We start from the raw sequence: 16,365 nt of genomic DNA on the forward strand, positions 1-16,365 counted from the left end.
CACCTTGATCACGCCGCGCTCGATGCGCCCCGTCACCACCGTGCCGCGGCCCGAGATCGAGAACACGTCCTCGATCGGCATCAGGAACGGACGGTCCTTCGGGCGCTCCGGCTGCGGAATGTAGGCGTCCACCGCCTCCATCAGCTTCAGGATCGCCTGCTCGCCCAGCTCCGGCGACTTGTCCTCCAGCGCCATCAGCGCCGAGCCCTTGATCACGGGGATGTCGTCGCCCGGGAACTGGTAGCTCGACAGCAGCTCACGCACCTCCATCTCGACCAGCTCCAGCAGGTCGGGGTCGGCCATGTCGCACTTGTTCAGGAACACCACCAGCGCTGGCACGCCCACCTGACGCGCCAGCAGGATGTGCTCGCGCGTCTGCGGCATCGGGCCGTCGGCCGCCGACACCACCAGGATCGCGCCGTCCATCTGCGCCGCACCCGTGATCATGTTCTTCACGTAGTCGGCGTGGCCCGGGCAGTCCACATGCGCGTAGTGGCGGTTCGCCGTCTCGTACTCAACGTGAGCCGTCGAGATCGTGATGCCGCGCGCACGCTCCTCCGGCGCCTTGTCGATCTGGTCATACGCCGTGAACGACGCACCGCCCGACTTCGCCAGAACCTTGGTGATCGCCGCCGTCAGCGACGTCTTGCCATGGTCCACGTGCCCGATCGTACCAATGTTGCAGTGCGGCTTGTTCCGCTCAAACTTAGCTTTCGCCATTGTCTTCGTCCCCGATCGGGTCTGTTACCAGCGGTAGTGGCTGAAGGCCTTGTTGGCCTCTGCCATACGGTGCGTATCTTCGCGCTTCTTCACGGCCGTGCCGCGGTTGTTCGCCGCGTCCATCAGCTCGGAGGAGAGGCGCTCTTCCATGGTGTGCTCACCACGCTTGCGCGCAGACTCGATCAACCAACGGATGGCCAGGGCCTGGCGGCGCTCCGGGCGGACCTCGACGGGCACCTGGTAGGTGGCGCCGCCGACGCGGCGGGAGCGGACCTCGACGGCCGGCTTCACGTTGTCCATCGCCTCATGGAACAGGCGCAGGGGGTCGCTGTTCGGACCGCCGCGGCGCTTCAGGGTGTCCATGGCGGCGTAGACGATACGCTCGGCCGTGCTCTTCTTGCCGTCATACATCAGCACGTTCATGAAACGGCTGAGCACGACGTCGCCGAACTTCGGATCCGGCAGAACTTCGCGCTTCTCGGCGCTATGGCGACGCGACATCGCTCTCTATCCCTTACTTCGGCCGCTTCGCGCCGTACAGCGAGCGCCGCTTGCGCCGCTTGGCGATGCCCTGCGTGTCGAGCACGCCGCGCAGGATGTGGTAGCGCACGCCGGGAAGGTCCTTCACGCGCCCGCCGCGGATCAGCACCACGGAGTGCTCCTGCAGGTTGTGACCCTCGCCCGGGATGTAGCTCACGACCTCATGGCCGTTCACCAGGCGGACCTTGGCCACCTTACGCAGCGCCGAGTTCGGCTTCTTCGGGGTGGTGGTGTAAACGCGCGTGCAGACGCCACGCTTCTGCGGGCAGCCCTGCAGCGCCGGAACCTTGTTACGGCTCGGCTTGGGCTCACGCCCCGTGGCGATGAGCTGGTTGATCGTCGGCATGACGCCCCTTCGTGCCCTATTTCGAACGCCCAGGCCCCTGACAAGCAAGAGCGCCCGAAAAGGCGACGCCGCAGCGCCACCCTCGGGCTTGTCCCGCCCCCGGCCTCAGCCCCTAAAGTGGGGGCGGCGCCGGTTGCCCAGAACCTGTCGTCCAGAACTCCGCAGGCCATGTCCATATGGCGGACAAAGCCCCGTCGAGGGCGCGGAACCTACGCGCCGACCCCCAATGAGTCAAGCGCGCCGCACCCCCGAACACCTGAATCCGGGCCCATCCAGGGCCCGGCTCCCATGCACCCGGCGCAGGGCCGGGCCAACGAGGGCTTCGCCACCCCCGGAAGGGCCGCGGGAGCGATGCCCCCGCGGCCGGTCTCTCACTCGGCGGCTTGGCTGCCCGGCTTGGGCAGGGCGCCCTGCCCTTGCGGCAGGCGCTGGCCGTCGCGCTGGGCGGCGAGCGCTCGCAGGCGGTTCATCACCGAGCCCGTGCCCGCCGGGATCAGGCGCCCGACGATGACGTTCTCCTTCAGGCCCGCCAGGTAGTCCACCTTGCCGGCCACCGCCGCCTCGGTCAGCACCCGGGTCGTCTCCTGGAAGGAGGCGGCCGAGATGAAGCTGGTGGTCTGCAGCGAGGCCTTGGTGATGCCCTGCAGCACCGGCTCGGCGCGCGCGGGGCGCTCCTTGCGGGCGAGCAGCTTCTCGTTCTCGATCTCGAACTCGATGCGCTCGACCGTCTCGCCCACCAGGAAGGTGGTGTCGCCCGGATCGAGGATCTCCACCTTCTGCAGCATCTGGCGGACGATCACCTCGATATGCTTGTCGTTGATCTTCACGCCCTGCAGCCGGTAGACGTCCTGGATCTCGTTCACCAGGTAGTTCGCCAGCGCCTCGACACCCAGCACGCGCAGGATGTCGTGCGGCACGCGCGGGCCGTCGACGAGCGGGTCGCCGGCCTTGACGTAGTCGCCTTCCTGCACCGAGACGTGCTTGCCCTTCGGCACCAGGTACTCGCGCGGGGTCGGCGGCTCGTCGCCCACCTGCTCCGGCACCACCAGGATGCGGCGCTTGGCCTTGTAGTCCTTGCCGAACTCCACGCGCCCGTCGATCTCGCTGATGATCGCGTGGTCCTTCGGGCGGCGGGCCTCGAACAGCTCGGCCACGCGCGGCAGACCGCCGGTGATGTCGCGCGTCTTGGAGCTTTCGCGCGGCAGGCGGGCCACCACGTCGCCGGCCTGGACCTGGGCGCCGTTGTCGACCGAGAGGATCGAGTCGGGCGACAGGAAGTACCGGGCCTCGGCGCCATTGGCGAGCTTGACGATCCCGCCCTTCTCATCCTTCAGGATGATGCGCGGCCGCAGATCGGCGCCCTTCGCCGCCTGCTTGTAGTCCACCACCACGCGGGAGGAGAGGCCCGTCACCTCGTCCTGCCGCTCGACCAGGGTCACGCCCTCGATCAGGTCGGCATATTCGACGGTACCGGCCTTCTCGGTGATGATCGGCAGGGTGAAAGGGTCCCACTCGGCCAGCTTCTGGCCGCGCGTCACCTCCGCACCGTCCTCCAGCACCAGCAGGCGCGCGCCATAGGGCACGCGGTAGCGGGCGCGCTCGCGGCCATTGGCGTCCGACAGCACGATCTCGCAGTTGCGCGACATCACGATCGGCGTGCCCTGGCTGTTCGCCACGACGTTGCGGTTCAGCACGGCCACGGTGCCGTCGCTGGTCGCCTCCACGGCCGACTGCTCGGCGCCACGCTGCGCCGCGCCGCCGATGTGGAAGGTACGCATGGTCAGCTGCGTGCCCGGCTCGCCGATCGACTGGGCGGCGATGACACCCACCGCCTCGCCGATGTTCACTGTGGTGCCGCGGGCCAGGTCGCGGCCATAGCAGAAGCCGCAGACGCCGGAGCGCGCGTCGCAGGTGAGCACGGAGCGGATATAGACTTCCTCGACGCCGGCCTTCTCGATCAGGTCGGCGCTGGGCTCGTCGATCAGCGTGTTGCGCGGCAGCAGCACCTCGCCCGTCGCCGGGTCGGTGATGTCGCGCTGCGCGGTGCGGCCGAGGATGCGCTCGGACAGCGAGGAAACGGTCTCGCCGCCATCCATCACGGCGCGCACGGTGATGCCGCGCTCGGTGCCGCAGTCGTTCTCGACGATGATGCAGTCCTGCGCCACGTCCACCAGGCGGCGGGTCAGGTAGCCGGAGTTCGCGGTCTTCAGCGCGGTGTCCGCGAGGCCCTTGCGGGCGCCGTGGGTCGAGTTGAAGTACTCCAGGACGGACAGGCCCTCCTTGAAGTTCGCGATGATCGGCTGCTCGATGATCTCGCCCGAGGGCTTGGCCATAAGCCCGCGCATGCCGGCGAGCTGGCGCATCTGCGCCGGCGAGCCGCGCGCACCGGAATGCGACATCATCCAGACGCTGTTGATGGGCCGGCCGATCTCCTGCTTGGAGATCTCCTTCATCATCGCGCTCGCCACCTCGTCCGTGCAGCGCGACCAGGCGTCGACCACCTTGTTGTAGCGCTCGCCGGCCGTGATCAGGCCATCGAGGTACTGCTGCTCGAACTCCTTCACCTCGGCCTTGGTGCGCGCGATGAGCCCCTCCTTCTCGGCGGGGATCATCATGTCGTCCTTGCCGAAGGAGATGCCGGCCTTGGCCGCCTGGCGGAAGCCCAGCGCCATCAGGCGGTCGGCGAAGATCACCGACTCCTTCTGGCCGCAATGGCGGTACACCGCGTCCATGACGTCCGAGATGGACTTCTTGGTGAGCTGGCGGTTGACCAGGGAGTAGGGCGTGCGCGGGTCGCGCGGCAGCAGCGCGCCCATCATCATGCGCCCGGCCGTGGTCAGCACCGTCTCGTGCCGCTTCGCGTTCTCGGCGGTCGGCGCCGGCACGCGCGCCATCACGGCGGTGTGCAGGGTGATCGAGCCGGCGGCCAGCGCCTGCTCCACCTCACCGAGGTCGCCGAACACGTAGGGGCGGTGCGACAGCGCCTGCTTCTCGGCCTCGCTCAGCGCATCGGGCGACTTGCCCGCGGCCCCCGCGATCAGCGCCTTGATCTCGTCCAGCTCCTTCTGGGCGGCGCGGAACTCCGGCGTCTCCAGCGAGAGGTAGTAGAGACCCAGCACGATGTCCTGGCTCGGCACGATGATCGGCTTGCCGTTGGCGGGGCTGAGGATGTTGTTGGTGGACATCATCAGCACGCGCGCTTCCAGCTGGGCCTCGAGGCTCAGGGGAACGTGCACGGCCATCTGGTCGCCGTCGAAGTCCGCGTTGAAGGCGGTGCAGACCAGCGGGTGAAGCTGGATCGCCTTGCCCTCGACCAGCACCGGCTCGAAGGCCTGGATGCCCAGGCGGTGCAGCGTCGGCGCGCGGTTCAGCATCACCGGATGCTCGCGGATGACCTCCTCCAGGATGTCCCACACCTCGGGACGCTCCTTCTCCACCATCCGCTTGGCGGCCTTGATGGTGGTGGCGTGGCCATACTTCTCGAGCTTCGAGTAGATGAAGGGCTTGAACAGCTCCAGCGCCATCTTCTTGGGCAGGCCGCACTGGTGCAGCTTCATCTCCGGCCCGACGACGATGACGGAACGGCCCGAATAGTCGACGCGCTTGCCGAGCAGGTTCTGCCGGAAGCGGCCCTGCTTGCCCTTCAGCATGTCGGAGAGCGACTTCAGCGGGCGCTTGTTGGCCCCCGTGATGGCGCGGCCCCGGCGGCCGTTGTCGAACAGCGCGTCAACGGATTCCTGCAGCATGCGCTTCTCGTTGCGCACGATGATGTCCGGCGCGCGCAGCTCGATCAGCCGCTTCAGGCGGTTGTTGCGGTTGATGACGCGGCGGTACAGGTCGTTCAGGTCGGAGGTGGCGAAGCGGCCGCCATCCAGCGGCACCAGCGGGCGCAGCTCGGGCGGGATCACCGGCACGACGTCGAGGATCATCCATTCGGGGCGGGCGCCGCCCTCCTTGAACGACTCGATCATCTTCAGCCGCTTGACCAGCTTCTTGCGCTTGGCCTCGGAGGTGGTCTCCTTCAGCTCGGCGCGCAGCTCGGTGCTCTCGCGGTCCAGCTCGATGCCGGCCAGCATCTGCTTCACCGCCTCGGCGCCGATGCCGACCGAGAAGGCGTCCTCGCCGAACTCATCCTGCTTCGAGAGATACTGGTCCTCGGTCAGCAGCTGGTGCAGCTTGAGGTCGGTCAGGCCCGGCTCCAGAACCACATAGGATTCGAAGTACAGGACCTTCTCCAGCTCCTTCAGCGACATGTCGACCATCAGGCCGACGCGCGAGGGCAGCGACTTCATGAACCAGATATGCGCGACCGGGCTGGCCAGCTCGATATGGCCCATCCGCTCGCGGCGCACCTTGGCCAGCGTAACCTCGACGCCGCACTTCTCGCAGATGATGCCGCGGAACTTCATCCGCTTGTACTTGCCGCACAGGCACTCGTAGTCCTTGATCGGACCGAAGATGCGCGCGCAGAAAAGCCCGTCCCGCTCCGGCTTGAAGGTGCGGTAGTTGATCGTCTCGGGCTTCTTGATCTCACCATAGGACCAGGAGCGGATCTGCTCCGGGCTGGCGATGGTGATCTTGATCTGATCGAACGTCATCGCCTGGCCGGTCTGGCCCAGGATCTTCATCAGCTCGTTCATGCGGCCGTCCTCTCAAGGTGAGGCCGCCGCGCCGGGGTATCCCCGGCGCGGCTGAGCAAAGTTTGGTTCAGGCTCGGCGAGAACGTCACGCCGGGCGGTTCTCCAGATCGACATTCAGGCCGAGCGACTTCAACTCCTTCACCAGGACGTTGAAGGACTCCGGAATGCCCGCCTCGAAGCTGTCCTGGTCGCGGACGATCGCCTCATAGACCTTGGTGCGGCCGGACACGTCGTCCGACTTCACCGTCAGCATCTCCTGCAGCGTGTAGGCGGCGCCATAGGCTTCCAGCGCCCAGACCTCCATCTCGCCGAAGCGCTGGCCGCCGAACTGCGCCTTGCCGCCCAGCGGCTGCTGGGTGACGAGGCTGTAGGGGCCGATGGAGCGGGCGTGGATCTTGTCGTCCACCAGGTGGTGCAGCTTCAGCATGTAGATGTAGCCGACCGTCACCTTGCGCTCGAAGATCTCGCCGGTGCGGCCATCGGTCAGGCGGCTCTGGCCGGAGGTGTCGAGCCCCGCCTTGTCCAGCATCCGCTCGATGTCCGACATGCGGGCACCGTCGAACACCGGGGTCGCGATCGGCACGCCCTTGCGCAGGTTCTCGCCCAGCTCGATCAGCTGGTCCTCGCTCATGTCCTCGATGTCGCGGCCATAGATCTCGTCGCCATAGACATCGCGGAGCTTCTCCAGCAGCGCCTCGCGGGCGGCGCCGGCACGGCGGTAATCCTCGACCAGCTCGCCGATGGACTTGCCGATATTGGCGCAGGCCCAGCCCAGATGCGTCTCCAGGATCTGGCCCACGTTCATGCGCGAAGGCACGCCCAGCGGGTTCAGCACGAGATCGACCGAGGTGCCGTCCTCCAGGAACGGCATGTCCTCCACCGGCACGACGCGCGAGACCACGCCCTTGTTGCCGTGGCGGCCGGCCATCTTGTCGCCCGGCTGCAGCTTCCGCTTCACCGCGATGAAGACCTTGACCATCTTCATCACGCCGGGCGGCAGCTCGTCGCCGCGCTGCAGCTTCTCGACCTTTGACTCGAAGCGCTTCTGCAGCTTCTCGACCGCCGCGTCGAACTCGCGCTTCAGCGCCTCGATCTCGACCATCACGGCGTCGTCCTGCACGCCGATCTGGCGCCAGGTGGCGCGGGCGAACTGCTCCAGCACCTCATCATTGATGAGGGTGCCGGCCTTCACGCCCTTGAAGCCGCCCGAGGCCTTCTGGTTCAGCAGCTTCTCCCGCAGGCGGGAATGGAAGCTCCGCTCCTGGATCGACTTCTCGTCGTCGCGGTCCTTGGCGAGCCGCTCGATCTCGGCGCGGTCGATCGCCATGGCGCGCTCGTCCTTGTCGACGCCGCGGCGGTTGAACACGCGCACATCGACCACCGTGCCGGTCGTGCCGGGCGGCAGGCGCAGCGAGGTGTCGCGGACATCGGAGGCCTTCTCGCCGAAGATGGCGCGGAGCAGCTTCTCCTCCGGCGTCATCGGGCTCTCGCCCTTCGGCGTCACCTTGCCCACCAGGATATCGCCCGGGTTCACCTCGGCGCCGACATAGACGATGCCGGCCTCGTCGAGGTTGCGCAGCGCCTCCTCGCCGACATTCGGGATGTCGCGGGTGATCTCCTCCTGGCCCAGCTTGGTGTCGCGGGCCATCACCTCGAACTCCTCGATATGGATCGAGGTGAAGACGTCATCCTTGGCGATGCGCTCGCTGATGAGGATGGAGTCCTCGAAGTTGTACCCGTTCCAGGGCATGAAGGCGACGAGCACGTTGCGGCCCAGCGCCAGCTCGCCCAGCTCGGTGGAGGGGCCGTCGGCGATGATGTCGCCCGCCGCCACCTGGTCGCCCACCTTCACCAGCGGGCGCTGGTTGATGCAGGTCGACTGGTTGGAGCGCTGGAACTTGCGCAGGCGGTAGATGTCGACGCCACGGGTGGTGCCGTCCTCATCGTTGGTCGCGCGCACCACGATGCGGGCGCCATCGATCGAGTCCACCACGCCGCCGCGCCGCGCCACGATGGTCGCGCCGGAGTCGCGCGCGACGGCGGCCTCCATGCCCGTGCCCACCAGCGGCGCGTCGGAGCGGACCAGCGGCACCGCCTGGCGCATCATGTTGGAGCCCATCAGCGCGCGGTTGGCGTCATCGTTCTCCAGGAACGGGATCAGCGCCGCGGCGACGGAGACGAGCTGCTTGGGCGAGACGTCGATCGCCGTCACCTCTTCCGGCTTCACCAGCCGGAAGTCGCCGCCCTGGCGGACGGAGACGAGGTCGGACAGGAACTCGCCGCTGTCGGCATTCACCTCGGCATCGGCCTGGGCGACGACGAGCTTCTCCTCCTCCATGGCGGAGAGGTAGCGGGGGGCGCCCACGATCTTGCCGTCCTGCACCAGGCGGTACGGCGTCTCGATGAAGCCGTACTTGTTCACCTTGGCGAAGGTGGCGAGGCTGTTGATCAGGCCGATATTCGGGCCTTCCGGCGTCTCGATCGGGCAGATGCGGCCGTAATGCGTCGGGTGCACGTCGCGCACCTCGAAGCCGGCGCGCTCACGCGTCAGACCGCCCGGGCCAAGCGCCGAGAGGCGGCGCTTGTGCGTCACCTCGGAGAGCGGGTTGGTCTGGTCCATGAACTGGCTGAGCTGCGAGGAGCCGAAGAACTCGCGCACGGCAGCGGCGGCGGGCTTCGCGTTGATCAGGTCGTGCGGCATGACGGTGTCGATATCGACCGACCCCATGCGCTCCTTGATCGCGCGCTCCATGCGCAGCAGGCCGACGCGGTACTGGTTCTCCATCAGCTCGCCGACCGAACGCACCCGGCGGTTGCCGAGGTTGTCGATGTCGTCGATCTGGCCCTTGCCGTCCTTCAGCTCGAGCAGCGTCTTGACCGTCGCCAGGATGTCCTGCTTGCGCAGCGTGCGGATGTGGTCCGGCACGTCCTCCAGGCTGAAGCCCAGGCGCATGTTCATCTTGACGCGGCCGACGGTGGAGAGGTCGTAGCGCTCGGCATCGAAGAACAGGCCGCGGAACAGCGCCTCGGCGGTCTCCGGCGTCGGCGGCTCGCCCGGGCGCATCACCCGGTAGATGTCCATCAGCGCCTCGTCGCGGGAGGTGTTCTTGTCCACCACCAGCGTGTTGCGCAGCCACGGCCCGACATTCTGGCCGATCGCCAGCGTCGGCAGCGCGTCGATCCCCGCCTGCTCGATCTGCGCCAGCTTGGGCTCGGTCAGCTCCTCGCCCGCCTCGGCCCAGATCTCGCCGGTGGAAAGGTCCACCATGTCCTCGGCGACGAAGCGGCCCAGCAGCTCGGCGCGCGCGACCAGCACCTCCCTGGTGCCGCCCTCGGCGATCTTGCGCGCCAGGCGCGGCGTCAGCTTGGTGTCGCGCTCGGCCACCACCTCGCCGCTCTCGGCATCGACCAGGTTCTCGATCAGCTTCAGGCCGCGGAAGCTTTCCGGCTGGAAGGGCTGGCTCCAGCCCTTCGGCCCGCGGCGGAACACCACCTGGTCGTAGAAGGTGTTGAGGATCTCCTCGGCATCCATGCCGCGGACCTCGCCCGGCTCCAGGGCCTCGCCGCGCTCGGCGCGGAGCTGCTCGGTGCGGGCGGATTCCAGGGCGTAGAGCAGCGTCGTGGCGGGCAGCTTGCGCTTCCGGTCCACGCGCACGTAGCAGATGTCCTTGGCGTCGAACTCGAAGTCCAGCCAGGAGCCACGATAGGGAATGACGCGGGCGGCGAAGAGGTACTTGCCGGAGGAGTGCGTCTTGCCCTTGTCGTGGTCGAAGAACACGCCGGGGGAGCGGTGCATCTGGGAGACGATGACGCGCTCGGTGCCGTTGATGATGAAGGTGCCGTTGTCCGTCATGAGCGGCATGTCGCCCATGTAGACATCCTGCTCCTTGATGTCGCGGACCGAGCGGCTGCCCGTGTCCTCATCCACGTCCCACACGATGAGACGCAGGCGCACCTTCAGCGGCGCGGCGAATGTCAGCCCGCGCTGGATGCATTCCTCGACATCATACTTCGGCTCTTCGAGCTCGTACTGCACGAACTCCAGGCGGCCGCGGCCCGCGAAATCGTCGATCGGAAAGACCGACTTGAACACTTCCTGAAGCCCGGTATTCGTACGAGCGTCCGGATCCACCCCCATCTGCAGGAACGCCTCGTAGGAGGCCCGCTGCACATCGATGAGGTTCGGCATCGGCGCCACCTCGGGCAGCCGCCCGAAAGACTTCCGGATGCGCTTCCGCCCGGTGAACGACTTCGTGATCGCGTTCATGCCCGTCCTGCTTCCCTTCGCTCCGGCCCAACCGTCCCGGCCGGCGGGTCACCCCACCTTCTGGCGTGCCGCAGGATCGCCCTGCGGAACGCAATCGCGGGCAGGAACCCGAGGGTCCCTGCCCGAACCTCGCCCAGTCTGACCTGGCCCCGCACCGAAGCGGCACGCCCCGGAGAAGGGCCAGGACGGTCTTACTTGACCTCGACCTTGGCGCCGTTCTCCTCGAGGACCTTCTTGATCTTCTCGGCCTCGTCCTTGGAAACGCCTTCCTTCACGGTCTTCGGCGCGCCCTCGACCAGATCCTTGGCCTCCTTCAGGCCCAGGCCGGTGATGGTGCGGATTTCCTTGATGACGTTGATCTTCTTGTCGCCGGCATTGGCCAGGATGACCGTGAACTCGGTCTGCTCCTCGGCGGCCGGCGCGGCAGCGCCACCAGCAGCCGGAGCGGCGGCCACGGCAACAGGAGCGGCGGCGGAAACGCCCCACTTCTCTTCCAGCAGCTTGGACAGCTCGGCGGCTTCCAGAACGGTCAGGCTGGAGAGCTCGTCAACCAGCTTCGCGAGATCGGCCATGGTTTTCTATCCTTCGATGTAATCGCTTGGCATGATGAATGCAATCCCCGGCCGGCGAAGTGCGGCCCGCCAGGGGTCTTCCGCGAAAAGGCGCCCTTAGGCCGCCTCGTCCTTCTTGGCGTAAGCCGCCAGCACGCGCGCCACCTGCCCGCCGGGTGCCTGAAGCACGCCAGCGATGCGCGTCGCCGGGGTCTGGATGAGACCCACCAGCTGCGCGCGCAGGGTTTCGAGCGAGGGCAGGGTGGCCAGGGCCTTCACGCCATCGGCGTTCAGCGTCTGGTTCCCGATCGCCCCGCCCAGGATCACGAACTTGTCGTTACCCTTGGCGAACTCCACGGCGGTCTTCGCCACGGCCACCGGGTCCGTCGACCACGCGAGCGCGGTCGGACCCTTCAGCAGCGGCGAGATGCCCTGGAAGCGGGTGCCGTCGAGGGCGAGGGTGGCCAGCCGGTTCTTCGCGACCTTATACGTCGCGCCCGCCGCCCGCATCTGGCGCCGCAGATTGCTCACCTCGGCGACCGTCAGACCCTTGTTCTGGGCGACGAGCACAAAGGAAGTATCCGCGAACACCTCCGCGAGGGAGGCAACGAACGCACGCTTCTCCGTACGATCCAACTCCCGTCTCCACACGGTGGCCGGCGCCTTTTGGAAGGGCTCCGGCCGGTTCACACGGGGGCCGGCGCGGGAAAACTCCCCCCCGCGCGAGCCCCGGTTCGCCTGTCTGAGTCTGCGGAAGACCAAGCCATCACGCCCAGCCGGTTCACGGCCAAGGCGGCGATCTCTCTCGGCATCCCCATCTCACGCCTGCGGGGCGGATGCCCCCTTAAGGCCCTCGGGCCACATGCGTTCTCGGACAGGTTTCAGAGGGCGGGCCAGCCCGCCCCCTTGCCCGCACCCCGCCGGAGCGGGACGCGTATCTCTCTGCGCCCGGCCTCAGGCCGAGGCGGCGAGGGAGGCCACGTCCACCTTGAGCCCGGGGCCCATGGAGGAGGACAGCGCCACCTTCTTCACATAGGTGCCCTTGGCACCGGTCGGCTTGGCGCGCTGGATGGCCTCGACGAAGGCGCGCGCGTTCTCGACCAGCTGCTCGGCGCTGAAGGAGGCCTTGCCGATGCCGGCATGCACGATGCCGGCCTTCTCGGCGCGGAACTCCACCTGGCCAGCCTTGGCGGCGGCCACGGCGTCCTTGACGTTCATCGTCACGGTGCCGAGCTTCGGGTTCGGCATCAGGCCGCGCGGGCCGAGAATCTTGCCGAGGCGGCCGACGATGCCCATCATGTCCGGCGTCGCGATGCAGCGGTCGAACTCGATCGTCCCGCCCTGCACCAGCTCCAGCAGGTCCTCGGCGCCAACCACGTCAGCCCCGGCGGCCTTGGCCTCCTCGGCCTTCGGGCCGCGGGCGAAGACGCCGACGCGGACGGTCTTGCCCGTGCCATGCGGCAGGGAGACCATGGAGCGCACCATCTGGTCGGCGTGGCGCGGGTCGATGCCGAGGTTCATCGAGATCTCAACGGTCTCGTCGAACTTCGCCTTGGCGTTCGCCTTCACCGTGGCCACGGCCTCGGTCAGCGGATACAGCTTGTCGCGGTCCAGACCGGCGTAGATCGCCTTCAGACGCTTGCCCTGCTTGGCCATGACCTCAGCCCTCCACCACGGACATGCCCATCGAGCGGGCGGAACCGGCTAGCATGCGCACGGCGGCCTCCACGTCGTTGGCGTTCATGTCCTTCATCTTGGTCGCGGCGATCTCGCGCAGCTGCGACTTGGTCACGCGGCCCACCACGCCACCCTTGCCGGGGGTCTGGCTGCCCTTGTCCAGCTTCGCCGCCTTGAGCAGGAAGTAGGTGTTGGGCGGGGTCTTGGTGACGAAGGAGAAGGTGCGGTCGGAATACGCGGTGATGACGACCGGCGTCGGGGTGCCGGGCTCCATCTGCTGCGTCGCCGCGTTGAACTCCTTCACGAACTGCATGATGTTCAGGCCGCGCTGACCCAGCGCCGGGCCCACCGGCGGCGACGGGTTCGCCTTGCCGGCCGGGATCTGCAGCTTGATGTAGCCGACGATCTTCTTCGCCATGACTCGTCCTCTGTGCTCTCAGAGGCGCGCGGTGCTTGCGGCTGTCCCCGATAGGCTGGGGCCGGGCCTCCCGCGTCCCTGAAGAAAACGCCGCAACAGCCTGGCGCGCGGCACGCGCGCGGCACGGGTCGTTGCGGCGGAGGCGGGCGTATACCCGTCTCTTCGGAGCGAGTCCAGAGATCGATGAAGGCCCGCCGCGCATGGCTCCGCTGCCAGCGGGGCGGGCCTTGGTCCCGCCGCCGGCTCAGGCGGCGCTCATCGCCTTCAGCATGGCCAGGTGCTGCTCGATGCTGGCGACGGCCAGGGTGGAGATCACCCGCTCCTCCCGGCCGCCCCCGGCGCGCAACGCCTGGTGCGCCGCCAGCAGCTCCTCATGGCCGTCGATCTGGCCCCGCAGGTACAGGGCGTCGAAGGCGCGGCCCTGCAGCTCCTGCAGCTGCTGCATCATGCGCAGCTTCTCGCCCGGCATCATCACGGTGGCCGGCAGCGGCAGCCCGGCCAGCTGCATCGCCTGCAGCAGCGCCTGCTGCTCCGCCACCTCAAAGCCGGCGAAGGCGCGCAGGCCGGCATGCTCGGCGCGGGTGGCGGCGAGCTGGCTGCTGTTGAGGGCGAAGGTGCCGCCCGCCAGCGCGGCCTGGCGAACGGCCATGAGGTCCTGCGCCCTTGCGGCGGCGGGAACCAGGAGGGGAAGCAGGGCGGCACCCGCCAGGGCGCCCAGTGTGTTCCGTCGAAGCATGGGGGTTGGTTCCGTTGCGGTGGTCCGTTCCGGAACCGGCCAGAGGCCCCGCCGTTCCCGCCCTGCTCGCGCGGGGCAGCGTGTTTCCCGGCGTCAGGAGGTGGCGGCGGCCGCGCCCTCGCCCGTGCCCTTGCCCGCGGCAGGGCCGGTGTCCGTGCCGGGCGCCGCCGGCGCGGTGCCCTGGAGATGCGCCAGCGCCGCCAGGATGCGGCGGGCCGCCTCCCCGGGCTCCAGCCCGGCCGTGTCGAGCGTCACGTCGCTGAAGGCCCGCTGGTGGTAGCCCTCGGCATACATGGCGCGGATACGCGACCGCTCCGCCGCGTCCGGCACCCGCCCGCCGCGCGGGCCGAGTGCCGCCTCCAGGGGCGGCGCCAGGGTCACGACGGAAAGCGAGGCGCCGCGCGCCACGCAGGCCACGCGCAGCCGGCGGTAGCCCGCCTCGTCCAGCGGATAGGCCGTCAACAGGCAGGGGCGGTCGCTCTCGGCGATCCGGCGCAGCAGGCGGCCCAGCGCGCCCGCCCAGCGCTGCTCGTCCGGCATCGCCTCCGGCGGCCCCGGCGCCTCGCCCTCGATGAACGCGGCCTGGGGCAGCAGCGCCGCCAGCGCCCGCCCCACATCGGACTTGCCGCTGTTGACCGGCCCGCTCAGATGGATCACCCGCAGCGGCCTGGACGCTGCCCTGGGCGGCCCGGACAGCTTCCGCCGCGCCAGCAACCAGGCGAGCGGCCCGGCCAGCAGCGCCAGCGCCACGCCGCCGGCCAGGGTTTCCTCGGCGGCGGGCAGCAGGGCCAGCAGCCAGCGGGGGCCATGCTCCGGCAGGAAGCCGGGGCCGGGCGACAGCAGCAACCGGCCCAGCGCGAACTCGGCCGGGGCCAGCACCGCATGCGTCAGGGGATTGCCGAGCACCAGGCAGGCGGCGAGCGCCATGGAAAGGCTGCCCCGCAGCAGCAGGGCAAGGGCGGCGGCAAGGAAGAGATGCGGCCCGAAGACGGGGAGCATGGCGGCGGCGGCACCGGCCGCCAGCCCCCGCGCGGCCCGGCCTGGCCCCTCGGGCGTGGCCAGCAGGGCCGTCCACTTCTCCCGCAGCGTGTGGAGCATGCGGCGGGAGCCCCTGCGCTCAGACCTTCTCGACCTGGGCGTATTCCAGCTCGACCGGCGTGGCGCGGCCGAAGATGGAGACGGAGACCTTCACGCGGCCGCGCTCCTCGTCCACCTCCTCCACCGTGCCGTTGAAGCTGGTGAAGGGGCCGTCGGCCACGCGCACCTGCTCGCCCACCTCGAAGACGATGGCGGGGCGCTTGGGCTTGTCCACGCCCTCCTGCACCTGCTGCACGATGCGCAGCGCCTCGGCCTCCGAGATCGGGCTCGGCTTGTTGCGCGCGCCGAGGAAGCCGGTGACCTTGGGCGTGTCCTTGACCAGGTGCCACGCCTCGTCGGTCATCTGCATCTTCACCAGCACATAGCCGGGGAAGAACTTGCGCTCGGAGTTGATCTTCTGGCCCCGGCGCACCTCGGTCACCTCCTCGGAGGGAACCAGGATGTCGCCGAACTTGTCGGCCAGGCCCTTCTGCGCCGCCTGCTCCTTGATCTGCTGGGCGATCTTCTTCTCGAAGCCCGAATAGACGTGGACGACGTACCACCTCATCTCAGCCATGGATCCGCTCCCGTCCCCTTCAGGCGCCAAAGCCGAACAGCAGGCTCACCAGGAACTGGATGAGCTTGTCGGTCAGCAGGAAGAACACCGCGGCAAGGGCCGACAGCGCCAGCACCAGCCCGGTGGTGATCAGCGTCTCCTTGCGCGTCGGCCAGGTGACCCGGGCCACCTCCTGCCGCACGTCGCGGATGAACAGCACAGGATCGAGCTTCGCCAAAATCGCAACCCTAACGGTTCAAGGAAGACACGCTTCGCGGGCGGCATCCGGGCCGGAGCCACCCCGCAAGAATCCGGCCTCGCACGGGGGCCGGCCCACACAGGAAGCGGGCGGTGCTGGCAGGGGCGGAGGGTCTCGAACCCCCAACCTCCGGTTTTGGAGACCGGCGCTCTAGCCAATTGAGCTACGCCCCTGCACGGCAGCCATCGCTGCGCGAGGAGGCGTCTATAGGTCAAGGCGAATGCGCTGTCGAGAGGCTGAAAGGGGTGCTTCCCCAACGCGCCGGCGCCTTCTCCATCGAGCGGCGCGGCACCTCCGGCATGGCGGGCCTGCCACCTGCCGCCGCTCCGGGGCGGCATGCGGCAGCTCCAGCCATGCAGCGCGGCGGCGCCCTTCCCTCCAGGCGGAGAACAGGTGGCAGCAGCCGCTTCCTGCCCGCCGCCGCGCCAGCCTGCCGGGCTGCCGCAGGGTTGGGTGCTCCCGCCCTTCCGCGGCGCCGCCGCGTCCCGGAAGGAGGCACCCGCGCCGGAGATGGGCGCAAAAAAAGCGGGCCGCCCCGAGGGACGGCCCGCCATGCGGCTTCCGGCGGAGCGGAGCCG

13 protein-coding genes and 1 tRNA gene are annotated in these 16,365 nt (G+C 68.7%); all 14 read right to left on the reverse strand.

The features are described from left to right. On the reverse strand, nt 1–720 hold a 720-nt coding region (locus tag CR162_RS20450), incomplete at its 3' end, for an elongation factor Tu (protein ID WP_141563192.1). Nucleotides 721–744: 24 nt separating this feature from the next. Beyond that, nucleotides 745–1,221, reverse strand: a complete 477-nt coding sequence (gene rpsG / locus CR162_RS20455; RefSeq protein ID WP_099097355.1) for a 30S ribosomal protein S7 — start codon at nt 1,219–1,221, stop codon at nt 745–747. A 13-nt stretch (nt 1,222–1,234) separates the two neighbouring features. Next, nucleotides 1,235–1,606: a 30S ribosomal protein S12 gene (gene rpsL / locus CR162_RS20460; RefSeq protein ID WP_099097356.1), complete on the reverse strand. Its 372-nt coding sequence runs from the start codon at nt 1,604–1,606 to the stop codon at nt 1,235–1,237. Between the two features lie 371 nt (nt 1,607–1,977). Continuing rightward, nucleotides 1,978–6,246: a DNA-directed RNA polymerase subunit beta' gene (gene rpoC / locus CR162_RS20465; protein ID WP_099097357.1), complete on the reverse strand. Its 4,269-nt coding sequence runs from the start codon at nt 6,244–6,246 to the stop codon at nt 1,978–1,980. A gap of 85 nt (nt 6,247–6,331) precedes the next feature. Next, complete coding sequence (gene rpoB, locus CR162_RS20470; protein ID WP_099097358.1) at nt 6,332–10,513, reverse strand: DNA-directed RNA polymerase subunit beta; 4,182 nt, start codon at nt 10,511–10,513, stop codon at nt 6,332–6,334. A 191-nt stretch (nt 10,514–10,704) separates the two neighbouring features. Beyond that, nucleotides 10,705–11,085 carry a 50S ribosomal protein L7/L12 gene (gene rplL, locus CR162_RS20475; protein WP_099097359.1) on the reverse strand — a complete coding sequence of 127 codons (381 nt, stop codon included), beginning with the start codon at nt 11,083–11,085 and terminating at the stop codon, nt 10,705–10,707. 96 nt (nt 11,086–11,181) lie between these two features. After that, nucleotides 11,182–11,700 carry a 50S ribosomal protein L10 gene (rplJ, locus tag CR162_RS20480; RefSeq protein WP_099097360.1) on the reverse strand — a complete coding sequence of 173 codons (519 nt, stop codon included), beginning with the start codon at nt 11,698–11,700 and terminating at the stop codon, nt 11,182–11,184. A 318-nt stretch (nt 11,701–12,018) separates the two neighbouring features. Continuing rightward, nucleotides 12,019–12,720 (reverse strand): 50S ribosomal protein L1, encoded by a 702-nt coding sequence (gene rplA / locus CR162_RS20485; protein WP_099097361.1) that lies wholly within the window; start codon nt 12,718–12,720, stop codon nt 12,019–12,021. A 4-nt stretch (nt 12,721–12,724) separates the two neighbouring features. Beyond that, complete coding sequence (gene rplK / locus CR162_RS20490; RefSeq protein ID WP_099097362.1) at nt 12,725–13,159, reverse strand: 50S ribosomal protein L11; 435 nt, start codon at nt 13,157–13,159, stop codon at nt 12,725–12,727. Nucleotides 13,160–13,403: 244 nt separating this feature from the next. Then, the gene (locus CR162_RS20495) at nt 13,404–13,895 is read right to left on the reverse strand and encodes a DUF4142 domain-containing protein (protein ID WP_099097363.1); all 492 of its coding nucleotides are present in this window, start codon (nt 13,893–13,895) and stop codon (nt 13,404–13,406) included. 93 nt (nt 13,896–13,988) lie between these two features. Beyond that, on the reverse strand, nt 13,989–14,993 hold the full coding sequence (locus CR162_RS23000; protein WP_245870512.1) for a DUF2062 domain-containing protein: 1,005 nt from the start codon (nt 14,991–14,993) through the stop codon (nt 13,989–13,991). Between the two features lie 19 nt (nt 14,994–15,012). Beyond that, on the reverse strand, nt 15,013–15,549 hold the full coding sequence (nusG, locus tag CR162_RS20510; RefSeq protein WP_099097364.1) for a transcription termination/antitermination protein NusG: 537 nt from the start codon (nt 15,547–15,549) through the stop codon (nt 15,013–15,015). Nucleotides 15,550–15,568: 19 nt separating this feature from the next. After that, nucleotides 15,569–15,766 (reverse strand): preprotein translocase subunit SecE, encoded by a 198-nt coding sequence (gene secE, locus CR162_RS20515; RefSeq protein WP_099097365.1) that lies wholly within the window; start codon nt 15,764–15,766, stop codon nt 15,569–15,571. 117 nt (nt 15,767–15,883) lie between these two features. Beyond that, a tRNA-Trp gene (locus CR162_RS20520) sits at nt 15,884–15,960 on the reverse strand. Nucleotides 15,961–16,365: the final 405 nt, after the last annotated feature.

Source organism: Teichococcus rhizosphaerae (assembly GCF_002631185.1).
In the GTDB taxonomy this organism is placed as follows: Bacteria; Pseudomonadota; Alphaproteobacteria; order Acetobacterales; family Acetobacteraceae; genus Pseudoroseomonas; species Pseudoroseomonas rhizosphaerae.

Coding starts and splice junctions, on each gene's coding strand:
- nusG (WP_099097364.1), bottom strand. CDS start 15,549: ATGGCTGAGATGAGGTGGTACGTCGTCCACGTCTATTCGGGCTTCGAG.
- rplL (WP_099097359.1), bottom strand. CDS start 11,085: ATGGCCGATCTCGCGAAGCTGGTTGACGAGCTCTCCAGCCTGACCGTT.
- rpsL (WP_099097356.1), bottom strand. CDS start 1,606: ATGCCGACGATCAACCAGCTCATCGCCACGGGGCGTGAGCCCAAGCCG.
- rpoB (WP_099097358.1), bottom strand. CDS start 10,513: ATGAACGCGATCACGAAGTCGTTCACCGGGCGGAAGCGCATCCGGAAG.
- rplK (WP_099097362.1), bottom strand. CDS start 13,159: ATGGCGAAGAAGATCGTCGGCTACATCAAGCTGCAGATCCCGGCCGGC.
- CR162_RS23000 (WP_245870512.1), bottom strand. CDS start 14,993: ATGCTCCACACGCTGCGGGAGAAGTGGACGGCCCTGCTGGCCACGCCC.
- rpoC (WP_099097357.1), bottom strand. CDS start 6,246: ATGAACGAGCTGATGAAGATCCTGGGCCAGACCGGCCAGGCGATGACG.
- rplA (WP_099097361.1), bottom strand. CDS start 12,720: ATGGCCAAGCAGGGCAAGCGTCTGAAGGCGATCTACGCCGGTCTGGAC.
- rpsG (WP_099097355.1), bottom strand. CDS start 1,221: ATGTCGCGTCGCCATAGCGCCGAGAAGCGCGAAGTTCTGCCGGATCCG.
- CR162_RS20495 (WP_099097363.1), bottom strand. CDS start 13,895: ATGCTTCGACGGAACACACTGGGCGCCCTGGCGGGTGCCGCCCTGCTT.